This window comes from Helicobacter apodemus (genome assembly GCF_000765745.2).
Classification (GTDB): domain Bacteria; phylum Campylobacterota; class Campylobacteria; order Campylobacterales; family Helicobacteraceae; genus Helicobacter_D; species Helicobacter_D apodemus.
Map to the genome: position 1 here is coordinate 60713 of NZ_JRPC02000003.1, position 22553 is coordinate 83265.

The 22553-nt window shown below is 33.7% G+C and carries 20 protein-coding genes; 1 reads left to right on the forward strand and 19 read right to left on the reverse strand.

Features of this window, described 5'->3' with window-relative positions; genetic code table 11:
* Positions 1-2 precede the first annotated feature (2 nt).
* From cybH to bamA, 14 genes are all read right to left on the reverse strand, one after another.
* Complete coding sequence (gene cybH / locus LS72_RS01695) at positions 3-680, reverse strand: Ni/Fe-hydrogenase, b-type cytochrome subunit (protein WP_138154921.1); 678 nt, start codon at positions 678-680, stop codon at positions 3-5.
* A gap of 11 nt (positions 681-691) precedes the next feature.
* Positions 692-2428: a nickel-dependent hydrogenase large subunit gene (locus LS72_RS01700; protein ID WP_034553296.1), complete on the reverse strand. Its 1737-nt coding sequence runs from the start codon at positions 2426-2428 to the stop codon at positions 692-694.
* A gap of 11 nt (positions 2429-2439) precedes the next feature.
* A complete protein-coding gene (locus LS72_RS01705) occupies positions 2440-3591 on the reverse strand; it encodes a hydrogenase small subunit (RefSeq protein WP_034553322.1) in 1152 nt (383 codons plus the stop codon).
* A gap of 119 nt (positions 3592-3710) precedes the next feature.
* Positions 3711-4508, reverse strand: coding sequence for a rod shape-determining protein MreC (gene mreC, locus LS72_RS01710; protein ID WP_052087247.1), 798 nt, complete (start codon positions 4506-4508; stop codon positions 3711-3713).
* 3 nt (positions 4509-4511) lie between these two features.
* Positions 4512-5546 (reverse strand): rod shape-determining protein, encoded by a 1035-nt coding sequence (locus tag LS72_RS01715; RefSeq protein WP_034553298.1) that lies wholly within the window; start codon positions 5544-5546, stop codon positions 4512-4514.
* 21 nt (positions 5547-5567) lie between these two features.
* A complete protein-coding gene (gene clpX, locus LS72_RS01720; protein WP_034553300.1) occupies positions 5568-6818 on the reverse strand; it encodes an ATP-dependent Clp protease ATP-binding subunit ClpX in 1251 nt (416 codons plus the stop codon).
* Positions 6811-7617, reverse strand: coding sequence for an acyl-ACP--UDP-N-acetylglucosamine O-acyltransferase (gene lpxA / locus LS72_RS01725; RefSeq protein WP_034553302.1), 807 nt, complete (start codon positions 7615-7617; stop codon positions 6811-6813). The genes clpX and lpxA overlap by 8 nt, the downstream gene beginning before the upstream one ends.
* Positions 7614-8084, reverse strand: coding sequence for a 3-hydroxyacyl-ACP dehydratase FabZ (gene fabZ, locus LS72_RS01730; protein ID WP_034553305.1), 471 nt, complete (start codon positions 8082-8084; stop codon positions 7614-7616). Before fabZ ends, lpxA begins: the two co-directional genes overlap by 4 nt.
* Before the next feature lie 40 nt (positions 8085-8124).
* Positions 8125-9504 (reverse strand): glycolate oxidase subunit GlcD, encoded by a 1380-nt coding sequence (gene glcD / locus LS72_RS01735; protein WP_034553308.1) that lies wholly within the window; start codon positions 9502-9504, stop codon positions 8125-8127.
* A gap of 8 nt (positions 9505-9512) precedes the next feature.
* Positions 9513-10328 (reverse strand): plasminogen-binding N-terminal domain-containing protein, encoded by an 816-nt coding sequence (locus LS72_RS01740; protein ID WP_034553310.1) that lies wholly within the window; start codon positions 10326-10328, stop codon positions 9513-9515.
* 136 nt (positions 10329-10464) lie between these two features.
* Positions 10465-12267, reverse strand: a complete 1803-nt coding sequence (gene recG, locus LS72_RS01745; RefSeq protein ID WP_034553313.1) for an ATP-dependent DNA helicase RecG — start codon at positions 12265-12267, stop codon at positions 10465-10467.
* Positions 12268-13509 carry a M16 family metallopeptidase gene (locus tag LS72_RS01750; protein WP_052087248.1) on the reverse strand — a complete coding sequence of 414 codons (1242 nt, stop codon included), beginning with the start codon at positions 13507-13509 and terminating at the stop codon, positions 12268-12270.
* Positions 13510-13559: 50 nt separating this feature from the next.
* Positions 13560-14645 (reverse strand): dehypoxanthine futalosine cyclase, encoded by a 1086-nt coding sequence (locus LS72_RS01755; protein ID WP_052087249.1) that lies wholly within the window; start codon positions 14643-14645, stop codon positions 13560-13562.
* Between the two features lie 2 nt (positions 14646-14647).
* Positions 14648-16879, reverse strand: coding sequence for an outer membrane protein assembly factor BamA (gene bamA, locus LS72_RS01760; protein ID WP_138154923.1), 2232 nt, complete (start codon positions 16877-16879; stop codon positions 14648-14650).
* A 133-nt stretch (positions 16880-17012) separates the two neighbouring features.
* Here bamA and LS72_RS01765 point away from each other — a divergent pair, with 133 nt between their 5' ends.
* Complete coding sequence (locus LS72_RS01765) at positions 17013-17840, forward strand: prephenate dehydrogenase (protein WP_034554441.1); 828 nt, start codon at positions 17013-17015, stop codon at positions 17838-17840.
* Here the strand turns inward: LS72_RS01765 and ribD are convergent.
* The 5 genes from ribD to LS72_RS01790 are packed head-to-tail and all read right to left on the reverse strand — an operon-like array spanning position 17837 to position 22530.
* Complete coding sequence (ribD, locus tag LS72_RS01770) at positions 17837-18874, reverse strand: bifunctional diaminohydroxyphosphoribosylaminopyrimidine deaminase/5-amino-6-(5-phosphoribosylamino)uracil reductase RibD (RefSeq protein WP_034554440.1); 1038 nt, start codon at positions 18872-18874, stop codon at positions 17837-17839. The two genes, LS72_RS01765 and ribD, sit on opposite strands and share 4 nt — an antisense overlap.
* A complete protein-coding gene (gene rimP / locus LS72_RS01775; RefSeq protein ID WP_034554438.1) occupies positions 18868-19296 on the reverse strand; it encodes a ribosome maturation factor RimP in 429 nt (142 codons plus the stop codon). The genes ribD and rimP overlap by 7 nt, the downstream gene beginning before the upstream one ends.
* A complete protein-coding gene (gene rbfA, locus LS72_RS01780) occupies positions 19296-19694 on the reverse strand; it encodes a 30S ribosome-binding factor RbfA (RefSeq protein WP_034554437.1) in 399 nt (132 codons plus the stop codon). Before rbfA ends, rimP begins: the two co-directional genes overlap by 1 nt.
* Positions 19695-22292 carry a translation initiation factor IF-2 gene (infB, locus tag LS72_RS01785; protein ID WP_034554444.1) on the reverse strand — a complete coding sequence of 866 codons (2598 nt, stop codon included), beginning with the start codon at positions 22290-22292 and terminating at the stop codon, positions 19695-19697.
* Entirely contained in the window at positions 22285-22530 is a 246-nt protein-coding gene (locus LS72_RS01790; RefSeq protein WP_034554436.1) for a DUF448 domain-containing protein, read from the reverse strand. The genes infB and LS72_RS01790 overlap by 8 nt, the downstream gene beginning before the upstream one ends.
* Positions 22531-22553 lie beyond the last annotated feature (23 nt).

Sequence of the window (22553 nt, forward strand, 5' to 3'; positions counted from 1 at the left end):
CCTTAATGTTGTCCATCTTTTTCGAATTTATAACCACTAACAATAGTATCAACACCAGCTCCAGGATACCTTGTTGCATTCCAAACTGCCATATAAATATGTATAGGGAGAAAAATAATAAATGCCCAAGTTAGTATATGGTGTATTCCTCTAACATTTGCAATCCCTCCAAAGAATACCTCTAAAGGTCTAAGAAAAGATAAAAATCCACCAAGCCCTTCGTGAAAAACATGGGCATATAAAATTAATCCAGTAAGAGAAATAGCAAAGATTAAAAACATAACACCTATATAAGTTACAAGCTGAATGGGATTATAAGCTCCTTTTATATGAGGATGCGCTGCTATAAATAAATAATTTCCTATAATCTTAACCCATACAATAGGATTAATAAGATCTAAAAATGAACGTCTTTCGATATGGCATTCTTTAGAAAAGAGAAAAATATAAATCCTAAAAATTGAAACCGCAATTAGCAAAAAGCCAAAAATAAGATGCCAACTACGCATTAAAGCATATAAAAAGCCCACCGGCTCTCCTGTAAAATTATTCGGTGCTAAAAAAGGATAAGCAATATAAAAGCCTGTTGCTATTAATGCAAAAATAGAAAAAGCTCTTATCCAATGGAATATCCTTGTAAGTCTTGAAAACTCATAAATGGATCGGTATTTTGTCTCCATATTCTTCTCCTTTAGCATTTAAGATTCATAGCAATAGGATCTAATTTATATTGCCCTATCTCATTCCCTTTTGTATCCATTAAATGCACAGAACAAGCGATACAAGGGTCAAAAGAATGGATAGTGCGAATAATCTCTAAAGGCTGTGTAATATCTTCAACCTTAGTGCCAATTAAAGAAAATTCATAAGGTCCCATTTGTTCTTTTGAATCTTTTGGTCCAGCATTCCAAGTGCTAGGAACGACACATTGATAATTAGATACAACGCCATCTTTAATTCTAATCCAATGGCTAAGTGTCCCTCTAGGAACATTACCAATATAACGACCTTTATATTCTTTATTGTTGTCAATTTTATAAGGAGCACAAGTGCTTTGATCACCAGTTTTTAGATTTTCAACCAAAGAATTAAAAGCTTCAATGCCATAATTAGCAGAGAGTTTGCACTCTAATGCTCTAGCTGCAGTTCTTCCTAATGTTGAAAAAAGAGCTTCTACAGGTAATCCAGTATCTTTTAAAAATTGATTTACAATTTGAGTAATCCTAGGATTCTTCGCCGCTAACCCAACTACCATGGCCGCTAAAGGTCCCACCTCCATAGCATCTCCCTCATAACGAGGAGATTTTATCCAGCTATATTTTCCTTTAATATCTAAAGCCTTAGTATGAATAGGTTTGCCATCTGGTCCAATGGTATCAGCATCAACAAAACCTGTATAATTAGCCTCTGTTTCTCCATCATAAGGGTGAAGTGGTTGATTATTTTTATACCAAGAATGTGTAGCTTCCTCTGTGATTAACTCCTCATTTAAGTCATAAAGCTTTGAAATATCACCATTTCTTACAATACCAGTGCTATATAAAGTTTCTTTTCTATTAATAGGTATCTCTGCGTGACAGAGGAAATTTCTTACTCCACAACCCTTTAAAACACTAGGTTCATTTTTATAAACCTCTGCTGCCATTACAATATCTGCATAATAACCACGATTTACAAAATCTGCACATTCCTTATACTTTGTTAGCCAATCACCCAATCTTGTAGGATCTAAAATATCTACTACACAAGTAACTCCACCCACAGTTAGACTCTGAGGATGAGGCTGTTTAGCCCCAAAAATTGCCATAAGTTGAGCCATCACCCTTTGAATTTCAAGAGCCTTTAAGTAATGAGATAAAACAATAAGATTTTGCTCGGGTGAAAATCTATAAGTCTTATGCCCCCAATAACCATTAGCAAAGGGACCAAGACCTTGTTTAGAGCTTGCAAACTTCTTCACACGTTCTTGAACTGCTTTTAACTCATCTGCTCCTGCAGCAATAGGATTATCTACATATTTAAAGGCAAGTTCTGAAGCTTTTTTTGGGTCTGCTTTAAGGGCAGAAGTAATATCACACCAATCAAGCCCATGTAGATGATAAAAATGCACTAAATGATCGTGTAAAACCAAAGAAACATTCATTAAAGAGCGAACCATTTCTGCATTAAAGGGAACTTGAATCCCTAAAGCATCCTCTACTGCTGAAATCCCTGCTTTATAATGAGAAAATGTGCAAACTCCACAAATTCTTTGCACCATAAAACCAACATCTCTAGGATCTCTATTTTTCACAATAACTTCAATACCCCTCCATAAAGTGGAGCTAGAATAAGCATCAGTAATAACATTATTATCATCAACAATCACTTCAATTCTTAAATGTCCTTCAATTCTAGTAATAGGATCAACAATAATTCTTTTTGACATAAGCCCCTCCTTTATTGGTTATCTTTTTTGATATTAGTTAATATTGCGTGAGCTGCTATACCAATTGCAGCAGCACCTAGCAAAGTAATCCCAATATTATCAGCGGTTCTATCTGCACCACCAAAGAATGGTGTATTATACAGCTTATTGGCCATAGGCTCTTCAAAAGGACCCATTGTATCCCAAAAATTTGGTTCACTACAGCCTATACAACCATGCCCTGCTTGAATAGGCCAACTTGTATGGGAATTAAAACGGAGCTTAGAACAATTATTAAAAGTGTAAGGTCCTTTACAACCCATTTTATAGAGACAATAACTATCTTTTGCACCATCATCCCCAAAAGCTTGCACGAACTCTCCTGCATCAAAATGCCCTCTTCTCTCACAAAGATCGTGAATCCTAAGTCCATAAGCCCATTTTGGACGATTAAATGCATCAAGACTTGGTAATGTCCCAAAAAGAATAAAATGAATAACATTACCAACAATATTTTTTTCACTTGGCGGACAACCAGGAACATTAATCACTGGTTTATTAATAACTTGACTTAAAGGTTTTGTTGCTGTTGGATTTGGATTAGCTGCTTGAATTCCACCAAAGCTAGAACAGGTGCCAATTGCAAAAATAGCCGCTGCGTGTTCACTTGCCTCTACAGTGCCTTGCCAACCCGTCTTTCCATGTGCCCCAATAGTTAGATACTGCCCTTCTAATCCAGTAGGGATTCCTCCCTCCACCATTAACACATAACGACCTTTATATTTTTCAATAGCAGCTTCTAAATTATGTTCTGCTTGAAATCCTGAAGCTGCCATAAGTGTTTCATGGTATTCTAAAGAGATGTAATCAAAAATCAAACTATCAATGCCTGGTCCATCACTTCTAAGCAAACTCTCACTACAACCCGTGCATTCTGCCATATGCAGCCAAATAACAGGTAATCTATCGGCTACTTCAGCCGCTTTTGCAGTAAGAGGAACAAAACTTGCAGGAAGTGAAAGCATAGCAGTCATTGCTCCTGCCCATTTCATAAAATCTCTTCGTGAGATTCCATTTCGCCTTAAAGCTTTAGTTATACTATTCCCTTTTTTAAGAGCAGGGATTTTATGAATCTCTTCTAGTCTCTTTTGTGCCTTTTCAAGAAGGACTTGTTCTCTTTGCATTTCCATATCATCTCCTTAATACTATGATTTTTTTGGTAAAATTAAATCTATCTCTTTTATGCTTAAAAAATACTAAGTTATAAAAAATTATTATGTAACTCAAAGTTATAAAATTATATTTACGAATCTTCATTCCCGATTTCTATATCATAGTTTTGAATATCTATAAGCCAATAAAATCGTGCAACTTTATCCAAAGCGGGTTTAATAAGTGCAACTTGATAACCTTGCCTATACTCTACACTCTGAACTTCTCCCACTAAAATTTCAGGATAAAAAATATTATCATAGCCGCTTGTATAAACAATATCTCCTATTTGCACAGGAGGAAAAAGAGGGATATAATCCACAATAAAGCCTTTATTAGCATCATACTTTGCAATACCAGGTATTTTATTTTCACCAATTACCGTGCTATAGGTACATTTCTCATCACCATTTAAATAACCTATAAGGCGATGATTTTCAAATTTGGCAATTCCCGCCACAGCGTTATTATGTATAAGCCCAAATATAAGCTTATCATCAGGCTTCTTATCAAAATCAGATTGCAACCAAATCTTTGCATAATTATTCATATCCACATACGAAATATTACGAACAAAATGAATATTTGGCAAATCTATTGGTAACCTTGAAGAAACCGATTCTAAAAGTTCTTTATATTCTACATTTAAAGCATTAAAAAAGTATTCAATTTGTTGCTTATCTCTTAATTCATTGTTTAAATACTTGATTTGCTCCGCTTGCTGGAAATGACGCGTAATAGTATTAATGATATTATTATTAATATTTAAGATTCCTATTTTAATAGCACTGCTAAGACGCAAGACTTCTGAATGAATTTCTTTAGATATTTTTGTAGAAACAAAAAGCGTAACAGCAATAAAAACAATCCAAAGAAAGACTTTTTTCATTCACTACTCATAAGATAGTTGCTGAAGAACATCGATTTCCTCTAAAGCCTTTCCCGTTCCTTTTGCAACACATAATAATGGTTCATCACCAACATAAACAGGTAATTTGACAATATCAGAAAGATATTTATCTAAACCTCGAATCAAAGCCCCTCCACCGGTTAAAACAATGCCATTTTCAACAATATCTCCCGCTAAATCTGGGGGCATTTGTTCTAATACATCTTTTAAGGCATTAGAAATTTCCTTAAGGGGTTCTTTCATAGCCTCTCTTACATCTTCACTTGTTAGTTCTATAGTATTTAATAATCCACTTACTTGATCCCTCCCTTTAACCTGCATATTAAGAGGTTCATCAAGACTAATAGCTGAACCAATTTGTATCTTTATCTCTTCTCCTGTCCTATCCCCAATAAGCAAACTATATTTACGACGCACATAATCCACAACTGCATTATCTAGCTTATCTCCTGCCGTTCTTAAAGATTTTGAAATTACCAATCCACCAAGTGATATAACTCCAATTTCTGTCGTCCCCCCTCCAATATCTACAACCAAACTTCCTTTTGGTTCTTTAACGGGTAGTCCAGCACCTATAGCTGCTGCCATAGGCTCTTCAATTAAAAATACCTCTCTAGCACCTGCACTAATAGCCGATTCTCTTACAGCCTTTCTTTCAACCCCTGTTAGCCCATAAGGCACACACACAATAATTCTAGGACGCATTAAAGCCTTCCTTTTATGAGCTTTTTCAATAAAATAACGAAGCATTTTCTCTGTCATATCAAAATCTGCAATAACGCCATCTTTCATAGGGCGAACTGCTAAAATGTTCCCTGGTGTTTTCCCAACCATTTCTTTAGCTTCGTGCCCAACTGCTAAAACTTTATTTTTACCATAACGATCATTTTGCACAGCCACCACAGAAGGTTCATTAATAATAACACCTTGACCCTTGATAAGCACAATAGTGTTTGCTGTCCCAAGATCTATAGAAATATCATGTGAAAACCAACCGATTATTTTATCTATCAACATATTCTCTCTCTTTTAATAAATTTAGGCACTTTTTTTATTTGTTTTTTTGTGTTTAACTAACATAGGTTTTGCTTTCTTTAAAATCACCTCTTTAGTAATTACCACCTCATATTCTTTTAATTCAGGCAATTCATACATAATATCAAGCATCACATCTTCCATAATGGCACGCAAACCCCTAGCACCCGTTTTACGCTCTATGGCAAGATTAGCAATTTCTTCTAAAGCCTCTAACTTAAAAGTTAATTGAACTCCATCTAAAGCAAAAAGTTTTTGGTATTGCTTAACTAAAGCATTTTTTGGCTTTTGTAAAATATTCATCATTGCTTCTTTGTCAATATCTTGCAAGGTAGCTACCATATGCAAACGCCCAATAAGTTCAGGAATTAATCCAAAATTTACTAAATCATCAGGTTCTACATATTCTAAAATTGTTCCACTTCGTTGTATAGAATTTATGCAGTTATTAAACCCCAAAGTATTACCACCTATCCTTTTTTCTATAATATCTTTTAATCCATCAAAAGCACCTGCACAAATAAATAAAATATTTTTGGTATCAATTTGGATAAAATCTTGATTAGGGTGTTTTCTACCTCCTTTGGGAGGAACATTAACAACACTACCTTCAATGATTTTCAAAAGTGCTTGTTGCACTCCTTCTCCAGAAACATCCCGAGTAATAGAACGATTCTCAGAAAGCCGTGAGATTTTATCAATCTCATCAATAAAAACAATTCCTTTTTGTGCCTTTTGAACATCTCCATTAGCTTCTTGAATAAGTCTTGTTAAAATATTTTCTACATCCTCTCCAACATATCCTGCCTCTGTTAAACTCGTTGCATCACAAATGGCTATAGGGATATTAAGAAATCTCGCTAAAGTCTGTGCCATTAGAGTTTTTCCACTGCCTGTTGGACCAATTAATAAAATATTAGACTTAGCAATTTCTGTATCATCATCTTCAATATTTTGCATAATCCTTTTATAATGATTATAAACAGCAACACTAAAGACTTTTTTGGCTTTGTCTTGTCCGATTACATACTCATCTAAAATAATTTTTAACTCTTTTGGCGGAAGTAAAGTAATATTTTCTTCAAATTCCTTTATACTTTCAGTATCTACATAAGGATTAAAATCACTCTCACCAAAAAGTATTTTATAAGAGGCAATCACACAATTTTTACAAATACAAACATTATTACCTGAAATAACAGGATTATTATGTGTTTCTTCAGACTTACAAAAATCACACACTCTCTCACTCATCATTCCTCCTTATAAAAGGGATTCCCCTCGTTGATTGGATAATAAACTCACACATTTTAAAAATATTTTCATCCTTATAATTTTCTTCTAAAATTTCTTGTGCTATTTCTTTAATAGGTTTATTCCCAAAAAATAAACGCTTATAAACATTATAAATCTTATCAACTTGATGATGCTCAAAGTTTTTTCTTAAGCGGTGTAAATTTAATCCTCGAATCACCGCACGATTTCCCTCTGCTAAACAAAAGGGGGGTATATCTTGAGATAAAGCACTTGCTCCAGCCACCATCGCATAATCTCCAATTTTGCAAAATTGGTGAATAGGGGTTAATCCACCAATATTAATATGACTCCCCATAATAATATGACCACCTAGGGTAACACCATTAGCCAAAATACAAGAATCTCCAACAATACAATCATGAGCTATATGCACATAAGCCATAAGAAGATTATTATTCCCAATAATAGTTTTACTCCCTCCACCCTCTGTGCCAGGATTAATCATTGTAAATTCACGAATTTTGTTATTATCCCCAAAAATAAGTGTATTAGGCTCATTATGGTATTTAAGATCTTGAGGTTTCGTTCCTAACACTGCATTAGGAAAAATTTCGTTATTTTTTCCTAAAGTAGTATTTCCTACAATAGTTACTTGATTATAGATTTTTGTATTATCCCCAATTCTTACATCTTTACCAATCACGCAATAATGACCTATCTCTACATACTCACCAATAACAGCACCATCCTCTATAATGGCAGTTGGTGCGATAGTAGCCGATTTTGCAACACTCACTTTATACCCTCTCTTGAGTTCTTATCAACAATCATTGCTTTAAGCTCCGCTTCTGCTACAAGCTTATCTTCCACATAAGCATAACCTTGCAAAACCCAAATACCTCCCTTTTGCTTAACCACTTCAAGCTTATAAACAAGCTTATCACCCGGATTTACAGGATTTCTAAATTTTGCCTTATCAATACTCATAAAATATACAATTTTATCGCCTTTGTTATTAGAATCTTCACCAAACATACTAACAAAGGCTAAAACACCTCCTGCTTGCGCCATTCCCTCTATAATATAAACACCCGGATAAATAGGTTGTATAGGAAAATGCCCATTAAAAATTTCCTCATTAATGGTAATATTTTTATAAGCTTCAATGTTCTTATTATAAGCAATGGAGGTGATTCTATCTACAAGCAATAAGGGATAACGATGAGGAAGAATGTCTCTAATTTTTTGCACATCATAAACCATATTGAACATCCTTAAAAAATAAATATATTATATCTTAAACTCATAATGCCATTTTTCCGGGATTTAATATATTATTAGGGTCAAAAGCTTTTTTAATAGCTCGGAATAAATCCATCTCTTCTTGCGTGAAAGCAAGTTTCATAAAAGGTGCCTTTGAAAGACCAATGCCGTGCTCTCCACTTAATGTGCCACCAAGCTCAATGGTAATTTTAAAAATCTCTTCAATAGCTTCATAACCCCTTTTAACTTCTTCTTCTTTTGTGCCATCCACCATCACATTAGTATGCACATTGCCATCCCCAGTATGACCAAAACACGGAATAAGGACATTATATTTTTTAGAAACTTCAGCAATTCTCTCTAAAAGCTCGGGAAGTTTAGAGCGAGGAACGGTAATATCCTCATTAAGTTTCTTGCTCCCATAGATACTAATACTAGGGCTTGCATTCTTTCTAGCAAACCATAATTTTACAGATTCTTCCTCATTCTTTGCGATAATAAAATCATTTGCTCCATTTTCATAAAATTTTTCTTGTATCTTTGTAATTTGGCGAGTAATTTCTTCTTCTAAATTAGCATCTACCTCTGTTATAAGGATTGCCCCTGCTTCTTTTGGTAAGCCCTTATGGAATTTCTCCTCCACAGCTTTAATAGTAAGATTATCTAAAAATTCCATAGCTACAGGCGTAACACCACTTGCCATTGTTTTATAAACCGCATTCATTGCAGATTTAATACTTGGGAAGACACCCATAGCACTTTTGCTATATTTTGGCTTACTTAAAAGCTTCAAAGTAATTTCTGTAATAACCCCTAAAGTTCCTTCACTAGCAATAAGAATCCCAGCAATATTATAACCCGCCACATCTTTAATAGTCTTTTTACCTGCCCTTATAATATCTCCATTAGGCAAAACTGCCCGCAAAGCCATTACAAAATCTTTTGTAATACCATATTTAGCAGCTCGCATACCTCCTGCATTTTCACTTACATTACCCCCTAAGGTAGAATAATGCTCACTTGCAGGATCGGGCGGATAAAACAATCCTACTGCCTCTACTGCCTTTTGAAGTTGCATATTAACAACACCAGGTTGCACTCTTGCTACCATATTCTCCATATCAATTTCTAAAATTTGATTCATATGCTTTTCTAAGGCTAAAACTACACCGCCACCAACTGCTAATGCCCCTCCCGTAAATCCACTACCAGCACCACGTGGAACAATAGGGATTTTATAATCATTGCAGTATTTTACAATTTTACTCACCTCTTCTTCATTATGAGGAAACACGACACATTCAGGATATTTTCTTTCTCTTGTTGCGTCATAACAATAAGCACTTAAGTGAGCTTTATCATCAAAACAATCTTCCTCTCCAACAATAGCCCTTAAATCCCTAATCTGCTCTTGTGTCATTTTAAACCTTAAAAGATATTCTTAATACTTTGAGTGAAATAATTAGTAATGCGTCCAAAAAATGTTGCATCCTCATCCTTAATCTCACCTTTTAAAAGTGCATCAAAATACAAATAATAATCTTGAGTTTTAACATCATTAATAATATAAGAAAACCAATTACTATTTACATCCCCTATACGTGAATAAAAGGGAAGGACTCTCTCTTGAATGGGTGCTCTCCCAGTGATATAATCTTTCTTTAGCACACTAAAGGTTTGACAATCTAAAACTTGCCCTTCATTAAGATTAACTAAATATACGACACCAGTAGCATATTGCAAACATATTTGCCTAAAATCTCCTTTAACAGGTGCAGTATGTCCAATGTCCATTAAATAAGCAGCAAACAAATCAGGATGAAGCCAAGTTACATCAGGATAAGCAGCATTAATCTTCTCATAAATTTCTTGGGTAGGAGCAATAAGAAAAGCTCTATCATTAAAAGCTCTAAAAATTACCTCATCACCCTTTTGTGGAGTTAAAAGGGGTATTGGGAATGCCTTTTGTTCAAAACCCTTAAAAGATTCAAAAGCAATTTTTGCTTTATTGTCTTTAATTTCAATAACTGCAGCTTTAGCTACAATTCCAGAACGATCTTTATTAAACCAACGAATAATCTCACCACTCTCACCTACTTTTAAGTCAAAAGCTGGAACATAAGCATAATGTTGAGAATCTTCATCCATTTCAACAATTGGAACAATAAGTTTATTGCCAAAAGGGGAGGCAAAAGCAAAAATATTAAAAAATACAGATATTATTAAAAGTCCAAAATATCTCATAAATCAAGCCCTAAATATATAGAATCTTAGTGCTTGGATTATAATAAACTTTTTCTTTAAAGAATGTAAATTTTAATAAATATACTCAAATAAACCAAAGAAGAGCTCTAAGAAGCTATACTTAAACCCTTAACTCTCACCCACCCAAACTCTCTTTAGCTATTTTTATAATCGATTCATCAGAGCTTAAACTTATCCAAAGAAATTGTTTTCCGCTTTGTTGCTCGCCATTTAATAAATCCCCACTATTTCTATATTGCAAATCTAACTTAGCAATTTCAAACCCATTTTGTATTTGGCAAAACCTCTCTAAACGTTCTATTTTATCTTTATTGGTATATAAAAAACAATAACCTTTTAATCCATTACGACTAACTCTGCCCCTTAATTGATGCAAAGTTGCTAACCCTAAACGTTCTGCACCTACAATTACAATAGTAGAAAGTTTAGGCAAAGAAATTCCCACTTCTATGAGCGTTGTTGCGAGTAAAATATTTCCCTTATCTCTAAATTCTTCTAACACCAACTCTTTAGCTTTATCCTTGCCATAGGTAACATACACCCCTTGAAAATGTTTTTTCCAAAATATTTCTCCCTCCTTTAGAGGGACATAATCTGCATCTTTACCCTCCTCCACCAGAGGATACACAATAATAATCTGATACCCTTTAACAATTTCTTTATGGATATGGGCTAAAAGTTTTTTAAAATCTTGCTTATGAATAATCTCTGAATCAATATCCTTTTTATAAGGAAAATCTTCTATAAAACTAAAATCTAAAAAATTTGACTGAACCATTGCCAAAGTTCTAGGAATAGGAGTTGCAGAAAATTGCAAAATATGAGGACGTTTCAAGTCTTTCTCAAATTTTCTCTCTAAAGTGTTACGTTGTGCAGTTCCAAAACGATGCTGTTCATCAATCATCACTAAAGAATAATCTTGCAAATCCTGGTATAAAAGTGCGTGACTGCCAATAAGAAAATCACTAGTATGCAAATCCCCTTCTTTAGCACCTTGAGTAAATAGAGCAACTTTGATAAAAGGAGGTAGAAACTTTTGAGACTCCTCATAGATTTGTCTAGCTAATATAGAAGTTGGGGCCATTAATAAACTCTTGTTAGGATATGCCATTAGCACTGAAGCAAAAATAACTAGAGTCTTTCCACACCCAACATCCCCTATAATAACCCTTCTTGCAGCTTTGTTACTAGCAAGAGATTGTTTAATTTCATAAATAGCCTTCATCTGACCTAAAGTTAATTTAAAAGGCAAAGAATCTATCCAACCTTCAATCTCTCCTTGCAGAGACTTTAAACTTTGAAATTCCCTCTTTTTAGTTTTTAACTTCCGCATATATTCATAAATCTCTACAAACTTCAAAGCATCTAAAAAATCCCCAAAAAATCCTCCTTGTTTTTGAAAAGATTCAAAGAAATCAAGATTAGGTTGATAAATCATTAATAAAGCTTTTAAATATTTTACAGGAATCCTTGGGTAAAAACTTTGCAAAGATTGCAAAGAAATATTTTTAGAAAAATCACGCAACAAGCTTTCTTGAGTCCCCCTTGTGCCAAAATTTGGAAAAATCCCCTCTAAAGATTTTAATATTTTTGGCTGAATAAGCGTATAACATCCACCATTTTTTTGTATTTTGCCACTGATTATTAGATACTCACCTGGAATGAATATATTTTTATGATAAGGCTTTGGATTAAAAATAACAAGCTCTATTTCTCTATCAAACAAAGAAGCATAACAAAGCACCTTAGCGGCTTTATAAGAAAAATATTTTAACACCTCTATTTTTAACACCACTTGGGTATTTGCCTCTAAAGTTTGGGATAAATAACTATTGGTATAACCTTTAGGGGTAAAATGAAGCACAAATCCAAAAAAGGTTTGAATACCTAACTTTTTAATACTCTCTGGTATCTCCAATTAATCCGCACTCACAACAGAAAAGGTTAAGGCAGAAATCTCTTGGTGATTTTTAATATAAGCATTGACATCCTCAAGTTTAAGGTTTGCAATTTCTTGTAAAACTTTATGATTAAAATCAAGAGGCAAGCCTCTATAATAATTATTAAAAGCAGCATTTAATCTTTGCGAGAGTGTTTCATTACGCAATGGCTCACTACCTAATAAATATTGTTTAGCTTCTTGTAATTCTTGTTGTGTAATCCCCTTTTGTATAAATTCCTTTATAACTTCTCTAACAATACTCTTAGCCTCTTTTTCATTATCAATACTTGTTTGCAAATAGCCTTGTGCATAAGAAATTGTTTGGCCAGCATTTAAGTGCATAACTGCAGAATAAGCTAATCCGCGTTTAACACGAATTTCTTCCATCATGCGACTACCAAAACCACTTCCACCTAAAACAAAAGAGGCAACTTTAACCCTTGCAATTTCTTTTTGAATATCTTTAACCTCTAAAGGAGCACCAAAATAAATATAAGCTTGTTTGGTATCTTTAACTTGCCGTTTATACCCTTCATCTCGATGAACTTTGATAGGCTTAATTTGCACTTCTTTACCTTCAGGCAAACCCCCTAAAACATCATTTAGGCTTTGTGTAATTGTTAAAAAGTCAATATCCCCTCCTGCAATAACGATCGCTGATTTTAAATTAATGAAAGTTTGATAGAAATCTTGAATATTTTTTAAAGTAATTTTTTGAATAGATTCCTTTGTCCCACTTAATGGGTATTCTAAGAGAGAATCCTTAAAAATCATGGCATTCAAAGCACGATTGGCTTGGTAGTCAAAATCACTTTCTTTTTCTAAAAGAGAAGTTAGCGCAGTTTCTTTTACTTTCTCTAAAGTAACTTGTGTGAAATTTGGATCTTGGAGTAAAGACTTTAAGAGTCTAAATCCAGCCTGACTTTCCTTTTTCATACCACTTAAAGTAAAACTCATCGTTTCAAATCTACTCTCAACCTCTAAAGAAAGAGCCTTTTCTTCTAATTTTTGAGAAAATTTCGTAACCCCCAATTCTTTAGTCCCTTCATTTAAAATGCTACTTGTTAAATCCGATAATCCATAAAGCCCTTTATTACTAATCCCTCCTGCACCTTTAAAAATAATTTGCACATAAAACAAAGGAAGTTGGATATTTTGCTCATAAATAATGGGAATATCCACACCCTTTATTTCAACATTCTTTAATTCAGCTGCCATTAAAAATCCTTTTATTCCAAGTAAAAATAAAAAAATGTGTAAAAAAACCCTCACGAAAAACACTCCAAAATATCATAAGCCGTATTGCGTTTTGCGGGAATCTCCCCAATATCTTTAATTAAACTTATCATTTCATTTTGATTCATAGAATTTTTAGCTCCTGCTGCAGCCACTACATTTTCTTCCATCATTGTGCTGCCTAAATCATTAGCACCAAATAACAAGGCTAATTGCCCGATATAAGAACCTTGTGTAACCCAACTACTTTGGATATTAGCAAAATTATCCAAAAAAATCCTACTACAAGCTAAAAGTCTTAAATACCGATTAGAAGAAGCTTTATGCAAATGAGGAAACTCTTTTTGTAAAGGCGTAAAGGCTGGTTGAAAACTCCATAAAATAAAAGCTCTAAATCCATTAGTCTCATCTTGTAAATCCCTAATCCTCTGCCAATGCTCTATAATATCCTCATCACTCTCTACACTTCCAAACATCATTGTAGCGGTGCTTTTCATACCAATTTTATGAGCTTGCCTATGAACTTCTATCCATTCATCAGAATCCAACTTTTTAGGTGCGATAATATCACGTACCCTATCACTTAATATTTCCGCTCCCGCCCCTGGTATAGAAGCAAGACCGCATTTTTTCAAACGTTCTAAAACTTCCAAAATAGAGATTCTTGAAATTTTTGCAATATAATTAATCTCAATAGCAGAAAACCCATGCACAGTTATTTGTGGATATTTTTGAGTAATATGCAAGAGTAAATCTTCATACCACTCTATTTTTAAACTCGGATGAACCCCACCTTGAAACAATATCTGTGTCCCACCAATAGCAAGCAATTCATCAATTTTTTGATCAATCTCATCAAAACTTAAAATATAAATATCTGCTTCATTGATTCTACGTTTAAACGCACAAAACTTACAATCCACCCAACAGATATTCGTATAATTAATATTCCTATCTACAATAAAACTCGTGATATTATCAGGATGCAATTGTTTTTTAATAGCAAAAGCTCTTTCTCCTAGCTCTTTTAAAGAAGTATTTTGCATCAAATCTAAAATCTCTTTAGGGCTAACTCTAGGGAGTTTTATTTTTACACTATCTCTATTTTTTATCTGCATAATTAAAATCTCTGTCCCATTGTAAATTCAAACGATGAAGTGTTATCTCCGGGTTTATTATCAAGTGCCTTAGGAATAATAAAAGTAATCGCACCAATTGGTGAAATCCATTCTAAAGCAATACCTGTAGAACTTCTTCGTATTTGAGTGATATCATTTTTTCCAAGCATACCATAATCATAAAATACACTCAAACGCATAGGCACTGTTTCAAACAATCCATAACTAAGCTCCACTGAACTATAAGAAGTTTTGTTGGCACCAATCCTTGTGCCAAATCTATCCCTTGGGCTAATAGAATTGGTTTGATAACCCCTAAGCGAATTTATCCCCCCTAAATAAAACCTCTCATTTAAAGGAACATAACCATTATCTTGAATATATCCTAACTTAGAGCGGAATCTAAAGGTCAAATCTACATCTATCAAATCCTCTAAGTTTTTAAAAAAATACAAATTACCAAAATACTTCAAAAACTCTGCATCACCACCAACTCCTGCATATTCTAAACTTGCATTAGCCTTCCAACCATTTTTAGGAAAAAAGTAAGAATCTGTATTATCATAATATACACCCGGTATTATGGAAGACTTAGTATATTTTCCGCGATAATAATTCAAATAAAAAGAATTGCTAAAACTTGAAAGCTCTGATTGTTGATACATATAGCCCAAGGTTGTCTCTAAAGTATCAGTAATCCTTCTTCCCCCAACAAGACTAAAACCTCTTGTTTTTTCTTTATAATCAAAGTTATCATATTGACTTTGATAAACATCTGTTGAGAGACTATAATTACTATCTAGAACTGCAGGATTATAGATATTAAAACGATAAGAAGTAGAAATTTGACTTTTATCAAGATAAATACCAGCCGTTAAGCCTGTCCCAAAAATATTTCTATCTTTAATCGAAGCACTCCCCATAATACCATCATAGCTACCATAACCTACACCAAAACTAAATTCACCTGTTTTAGCTTCTTTTACTTTAACAAGCAAATCAATGTTTTCCTCATCAATCCGTTTCTCCTCAATTTGAATATCATCAAAACCACCTGAACGCATAATAGAATTTTTAGAACGTGTAATTTTTGTCATATTATATTGATCACCGGGTGCTAAGAGGATATTTCTACGAATTACTCTATCCAAAGTTTTAGAATTACCAGAAATAATAACATCATTAACTTTTACCTTTTTTCCAGGTTGAATATAATAGACAATACGAACTTCAGACTTTTCTACATCTTTATCCAAATCAGGAGTAACACGAGCAAAAGCATACCCTAAATCCCCAACTTTATATTTCAAAGTTTCCGCATCTTTACGCATTGTAGAAATATTAAAAACTTTTTTTTGCTTAGTTTTAATAGCACTATAAAGCTCCTCATCATCAATTACCATTTCTTCTTGAACAATATCAATACCAGAAACCTTATAAGGTTTGCCCTCTTCAATATAATAATCTAACTCTGCATCATAGATTGTAAAATCCGTCCTTAAAAAAGGCTGGCTAACTTTAGCATCTAAATAACCCTTTTGCAAATAAAGATCTTGAATCCTAAGCGAATCTGTCTCAATCTCATTAATTTGCAACTTACCACTATTAAACCCCCACATCCAACCTAAAAAATCTCTTTCTTTATTAGCAGTTGAAGCTTCAATACGAGATACCTTAAGATTTTTTCTCCCATAATAGTTAGCTTTACGAATAATAATTTCTTCACCCTGATTAATCTCCAATGTTACTTTAAGAGCATTTTGGCTAATTTCTTCAATTTTTGATTCTATTATAGTATCATAGCGGCCTTGTTTTTCAAGCATTTCAATAATGCGTTTCTTTGTAGCATTAATTTTCATTTCATCATAAACATCACCCTTTTTTAGTCCTATTTCTTTATTAATAACAGCTTGATCTTTACCTGCTCCATAACCACTAATAATTAAACTTGCAATAACAGGCTTTTCAACAAAATGAAAAACCAAAATCCCATCCTCTTCTGTAGCCCAAATATCTTTAAAATATCCCTGCTTATAAAAATCAAGAATAGATTGATTAATCCTTTGAATATCAAGCGTTTTACCAATTTGCACTTTAGCAATCTCATTAGCAATAAGGGGAGAAATATAATTTAGCCCATCATAACGCACCTCTTTGATAATAGGCAATTCAGCACCAACAGCCAAAGCACAAGAGCCAACTAATCCCAATAAAAATGATTTAAGAGCTTTCATTAATGATAAAACCTCGCAACTTTAAATAGCAAAATTAATATTAAAGCTCCAATTATACCCTATTTTGACATTAAACCTACCAAAACTAAAGCAAATAAATATATAATTTTCAAAAAACTTTAAATGAGGATAAATGCAAGCAGGAATTATTGGTCTAGGGTTAATTGGTGGTTCTTTAGGATTAGCACTAAAAGAAAGTGCAATGTTTAAAAGGATTGTGGGGTTAGATAACAACGAGATTCATTTACAACAAGCCCTGTCTTTAGGCTTAATTGATGAAGGTGTAGAATTAGAAAAAATCAAGCAATGCGATGTTATTTTTCTTGCAACACCCGTAGAAGCTATCTTAGAGATTCTTCCTCAACTCATTGGCGTATCCCCACATACCACAATTATTGATTTAGGTAGCACAAAATATTTAATATCCCAAAATATCCCCCCAAGTATTCGCAAAAATTTTATCTGTGCTCATCCTATGAGTGGGACAGAAAATTTTGGACCAAAGGCAGCATTTAAAGACCTTTTGCCCCATCATATCATAGTTTTAACAGATTTAGAACAAAGCGGAGAATTTCAAATTTCAATGGCAAAAGAAATATTCATTACTTTGAAAATGAATATTATCAAAATGGATTCAAAATCACACGATAACCACGCTGCTTTCATTAGCCATTTACCGCATATCATTAGTTATGCCCTAGCAAATACCGTGCTATCCCAACAAAACCCAAAAGATATACTAACCCTAGCAGGCGGAGGATTTAAAAGTATGGTGCGAATCGCTAAGAGTTCTCCTAAAATGTGGAGTGATATTTCTAAACAAAATCGTGAAGAAATTTTAAAATCCTTAGAATACTTCCAAAAAGAAATAAACTTTGCAAAAGAGTTAATTAACAGCCAAAAATGGGAGGAATTAGAAAATTGGATGGCAGAGGCAAATTCCCTTTATAAGATTTTCTAATCCCTAAAAGGCTGAAGCCATAATATTAAATCATCCCCAATTTGTTGTGAATACAAAATCCTAAAATTAGCTTGAAGTTGCATATGAAGCTGAAAATCACTCTGCATAGAAGGATTTAGAAAAAACAATACCATATCAATTTGGGGGATCAAAGTCTTAAACAAGTCTGCTCCCCCCTCACACATCACAAAACCTTCAAACTTTTCTATCTTATGGAGTATTTTTACTTCTCTCTTAGGAACAGAAAATAAAGGAGCTTTTTTAGGAAAATCTCTTAAATGCGTTAAGATTGTTACACAAGGCGGTCTTTTATCCTTTAAGGTTGCATACCTGCAATCAAGTATAGGATTATCTAAACGCACACTTTTACCAGAAATTAGAAGGGTATCTACTCTTGTCCTTAAATTATGCATAAAACTTTGTGCAGCTTTAGAGCTAATTTGCCCTCCATCAATACTGCCATCTAAACGACTAGCATATTTAAAAAGGATAAAACTCCCTTTGCTTTGCAGACTACTAAAAGGAATTAATAATGCCTTAGAATATTCATAAGCCCTCAAAAGCTCTTTTTCCTCCCAAGCCTTTACAACTTGCACTCCACAACTTTTAAGTGCGTTAGCCCCTCCTTTAGCCTCTTTATTACAATCCTGTGTCCCAATAATGATTTTTTTAATCCCTAATAATTTTAAAAGTTCTGCACAAGAGGGAGTTTTTCCACGATGTATGCAAGGTTCTAAAGTAACATAAAGGGTTATATCCTTGAAATAATCCTTAGCATTTTCTAAAAGAAATTGATGAATCTCTTGAGATTGAAAAAGATTAAAAATTGAAGAATCTCCGCTTAGGCGATAATAAGATTCTTGCAATGCTAAAACCTCAGCGTGCGGCTCACCTGCAACTTTGTGAGCTTGAATGCTTAAAATCGCCCCAAACTTATCCAAGATAACAGCCCCAACAGCAGGATTTGGCAAAGTTTGACACTGATAATCCCAAGCTTTTTTAATCGCCAAATCAAGATAAAAAGAATCTACCATAGAAAATAAGTTTGTGCTTTTTTGATGGCTTCTATAGGGATACTCTGCCCACTTTCAAGCTTTATAGAATCCTCATAAACCTCTACTAATTTACCTTTAAATTCCCTCTTATCAAGCATTTTAACTTTCACAAGCTCACCAATAGCACCTTGAAAATGTGTTAATGTCTTTAAAATGCGTTCAATTCCCGGTGAGCTAACTTCCAAAAAATAATTCTCAAAATTTGGCATTTCTACATCTAAAAGCGGTGAGAGGGCAAGACTAATCTCTTGACAATCCTCAAGACTAACAGAGGGCTTTTTAGAAATATAAACGCGTAAGATTTTATGATTATTTTCATTGATAATAGCCATATCATATAGCTCACAACCCAAACTTTGGATTAAAATAGAAATTTTTGCCTCTAAATCCGAGCTTATCATTACTCTAATGCTCCTAAATCTAACCCTCTTGCTTTGTCTCCGTGCTTTATATTCCTCTCTTCTTGTAAAGCTTGAAAAATCCTATCAAGACGCATTTCTTTTTCTAAAGAATCATCAAAAACAAAGTTAAAATCTGGACAACGAAACCAACCACTCTCTTCTAAGCAATATCCTTTGATAATATTTCTTGCTTTTTTTAGCTGGTGAAGAATAACTTTTTTTTCCTCTTGTGTGATAAAAGAAGGATCTAAAAAAACTTGTGCGAAATACTTTCCTCTAGAACATTTTACCTCTAACACACTAAGATTATTTAATCTTGTATCCTCTAAATTCGCTAAAGCAGAGGGAATAAGCTCTTTTAAGAGAGATTGGATTCGTTCTAATTTAATGTTTTTCATTTATAAGGTCCTTTGTTTTTCCACTTCCTTATAAGTTTCAAAGACGTCGCCTACTTGAATATCATTATAATTTTCTAAAACAATCCCGCATTCAAAACCTTTAGCCACCTCTCTTACATCATCTTTAAAACGTTTAAGGGAAAGAATATTGCCATTATGTATTACCACTCCATTACGAATTAATCGCACTTTAATACCTTTTTGAATAACACCATCTGTTACAAAACAGCCCGCAATAGTCCCAACTTTTGCGATATTAAAAGTCTCTCTAACTTCAGCTTCCCCAGTATTTTCTTCTTCAAGCACAGGAGAGAGAAGCCCTCCTAATAATGCTTTAATATCATCAATAAGTGCATAAATAATAGAATAAGTTTTAATCTCAACTCCTAATTCTTTGGCTTTATTTTTTACACTTCCAGTTGGTCTCACATTAAATCCCAAAATAATAGAATTTGCACTAGCAGCAGCCAAAGTTACATCACCCTCTGTAATTCCTCCTACACCTTTATGAACAATATTAACTTTTACCTCTTCATTTTGAAGCTTTTCTAAACTTCCTTTAATAGCTTCTAAACTTCCTTGTGTATCGGCTTTAACAATAACGGGAAGATTTTTTAATTGCCCAAGTGCTACCATAGTGCTTAATTCATCAAAAGAAACCTTTGTAGAATGAGAAAACTCTTTTTGTCGCAAATGTGCTAAACGTTTTTGTGCATACTCTCTTGCAATATTATCATTAGCCACCACGAGCAAAATAGAACCTGCTGGAGGCACTTCATTGAATCCCGTAATTACTCCAACCCCAGATGGCAAAAGATTCGTAACATTTTTGCCATTATCATCACTAATAGCCCTTACTCTCCCAAATGCCGTATCTGCAATGATACTATCACCAACTTTTAAAATCCCATTTTGAATAATTAAAGTCGCTACAGGACCCTTGCCCTTCTCTAAGCTACTTTCAATAACGACTGCACGAGCGGCTCTATGAGGATTAGCCTTTAAATCCAAAATTTCTGCTTGCAATAAGATAATTTCTAACAAATCATCAATACCCTCTCCACTCTTAGCGGAAATATGCACAAACTCATAGTCTCCCCCCCATTCAAGCGGAGTAAATCCTAATTCCGCCGCTTCTGCTTTAACCTTATCAGGATTAGCATCAGGTTTATCAATCTTATTAATCGCAATAATAATACAAGCATTAGCGGCTTTGGCGTGATTAAGTGCTTCAATAGTTTGCGGCTTTACCCCATCATCAGCTGCAATGACAATAATAGCAATATCTGTAATTTGTGCTCCACGAGAACGCATCTCACTAAAAGCCTCGTGTCCGGGAGTATCAATAAAAGTGATTTGCTTCCCTCCTTTGGTGATTGTATAAGCACCAATATGTTGTGTAATGCCGCCTGCTTCACCAGAAACTACTTTTGTATTCCTAATCACATCTAATAAAGAAGTTTTTCCATGATCAACATGCCCCATAATCGTAACTACTGGTGCTCTAGGCTCTAAATGCTCTTCTTTGTCCTCATCATCGTGGAGCTGTGTATAATCTAATTCATCCGCGGTATTAATAATTTCAATTTCAACACCAAACTCTTCAGCTAAAATTTCAATAGCATCTTTTTCTAAAAAATCATTTTTAGTAATCATCATTCCAAGACTAAAAAGCACTTTAATAACTTCACCCGTAGAACGTTTAATTTTCTCTGCAAATTCATAAGCCCTAATCTCCTCTGGGACTCTAACAACTCCACTAATGGATTCTTCTACTTTTTGAGGTTTTGGTGCTTTTTTACGGCTTGATCGTCTTGTTGTGCCTTGCTCCATAAAAGGATTATGTCTTTGAACTTTGATTCTATCAGTAGCTACCTTTTTTTCATTCTCCTCTTCATCAATATCTACTTCATCTTGCACACTTAAATCAAATAAAATGATGCCCTCATCTTCCTCATCATCACTTGAAGTATGAAATTCTCTATTATCTAATAAATCTATTTTTTGCTGGTTTTTTTTCATCACAAGGGGTTTATCTTTTTTCTTTTTCTTTTCCCTTTTAGAAAAACTCTCATCTAAATTTCCAAGCAAATCCTGCAAAGTCTTACCCGTTACTTCTTTCTTTTTCTCTACTTTTGGTAACTCTTCTTTAATATCCCGCTTTTTAACGATCCTTAACCCTGTTCGTTTAATAGCTGGATTATCTTGAGTAAAGTCTAAATGTAACTCTTCAATAACATTATTAGGTTTATCTAATTTCTCCTCAACCTCTTGTGTAGATATTTCAGAAATTTGTTTTTTCTTTTCTTTAACTTTTTTAATAGTATTCTTACTTTCTTTAACTTCTATAATAGGAGTTTCTTTTAAAGAATTACTTTTTTTAGCGGCTGTTTGTTTAGTCTCTTTTTTAACTTCCTCTTGAGCTCTCTCAACACTTTTTCCTGATAAAATATAATTATATAATTCTTCAGCTTGTGTAGCAGTTACACTACTAGAAGCAGTTTTTACTTCAAAACCTAGCTCTTGAGCTTTTTGGATTATTTCTTTGCTTGTTTTCCCAATTTCTTTGGCAATCTGACTAATACGGATTTTATCCATATACAAAAATCTCCTTTAATGATTGTTTTAAAATTTTTTTCAACCCTTTGTCAATCTTACAAGTTTTTATAATGCAATCAACAATTCTATTGTTATCTACACAATCTCTACACACATAAAAACTCCTTCCTACGCCACTAAATTTGATAAGTTCTCCCTCTTTATATTGCAAACGTATTAATTGGGATTTTAAAAATCTACCCCTACAAACAATACACATTCTAACCGGATTAGACATTAACATTCTCACATTATAACAAG

Excerpts from the sequence above, each read along its gene's own strand:
- LS72_RS01740 (WP_034553310.1), bottom strand. The coding sequence starts at position 10,328 with ATGAGATATTTTGGACTTTTAATAATATCTGTATTTTTTAATATTTTT.
- mreC (WP_052087247.1), bottom strand. The coding sequence starts at position 4,508 with ATGAAAAAAGTCTTTCTTTGGATTGTTTTTATTGCTGTTACGCTTTTT.
- bamA (WP_138154923.1), bottom strand. The coding sequence starts at position 16,879 with ATGAAAGCTCTTAAATCATTTTTATTGGGATTAGTTGGCTCTTGTGCT.
- cybH (WP_138154921.1), bottom strand. The coding sequence starts at position 680 with ATGGAGACAAAATACCGATCCATTTATGAGTTTTCAAGACTTACAAGG.
- LS72_RS01790 (WP_034554436.1), bottom strand. The coding sequence starts at position 22,530 with ATGTCTAATCCGGTTAGAATGTGTATTGTTTGTAGGGGTAGATTTTTA.
- LS72_RS01750 (WP_052087248.1), bottom strand. The coding sequence starts at position 13,509 with ATGGCAGCTGAATTAAAGAATGTTGAAATAAAGGGTGTGGATATTCCC.
- LS72_RS01715 (WP_034553298.1), bottom strand. The coding sequence starts at position 5,546 with ATGTTGATAGATAAAATAATCGGTTGGTTTTCACATGATATTTCTATA.
- ribD (WP_034554440.1), bottom strand. The coding sequence starts at position 18,874 with ATGGTAGATTCTTTTTATCTTGATTTGGCGATTAAAAAAGCTTGGGAT.
- LS72_RS01705 (WP_034553322.1), bottom strand. The coding sequence starts at position 3,591 with ATGCAAAGAGAACAAGTCCTTCTTGAAAAGGCACAAAAGAGACTAGAA.
- clpX (WP_034553300.1), bottom strand. The coding sequence starts at position 6,818 with ATGAGTGAGAGAGTGTGTGATTTTTGTAAGTCTGAAGAAACACATAAT.
- fabZ (WP_034553305.1), bottom strand. The coding sequence starts at position 8,084 with ATGGTTTATGATGTGCAAAAAATTAGAGACATTCTTCCTCATCGTTAT.
- rbfA (WP_034554437.1), bottom strand. The coding sequence starts at position 19,694 with ATGAAAAACATTAAATTAGAACGAATCCAATCTCTCTTAAAAGAGCTT.
- LS72_RS01700 (WP_034553296.1), bottom strand. The coding sequence starts at position 2,428 with ATGTCAAAAAGAATTATTGTTGATCCTATTACTAGAATTGAAGGACAT.
- rimP (WP_034554438.1), bottom strand. The coding sequence starts at position 19,296 with ATGATAAGCTCGGATTTAGAGGCAAAAATTTCTATTTTAATCCAAAGT.
- LS72_RS01755 (WP_052087249.1), bottom strand. The coding sequence starts at position 14,645 with ATGCAGATAAAAAATAGAGATAGTGTAAAAATAAAACTCCCTAGAGTT.
- LS72_RS01765 (WP_034554441.1), top strand. The coding sequence starts at position 17,013 with ATGCAAGCAGGAATTATTGGTCTAGGGTTAATTGGTGGTTCTTTAGGA.
- infB (WP_034554444.1), bottom strand. The coding sequence starts at position 22,292 with ATGGATAAAATCCGTATTAGTCAGATTGCCAAAGAAATTGGGAAAACA.
- glcD (WP_034553308.1), bottom strand. The coding sequence starts at position 9,504 with ATGACACAAGAGCAGATTAGGGATTTAAGGGCTATTGTTGGAGAGGAA.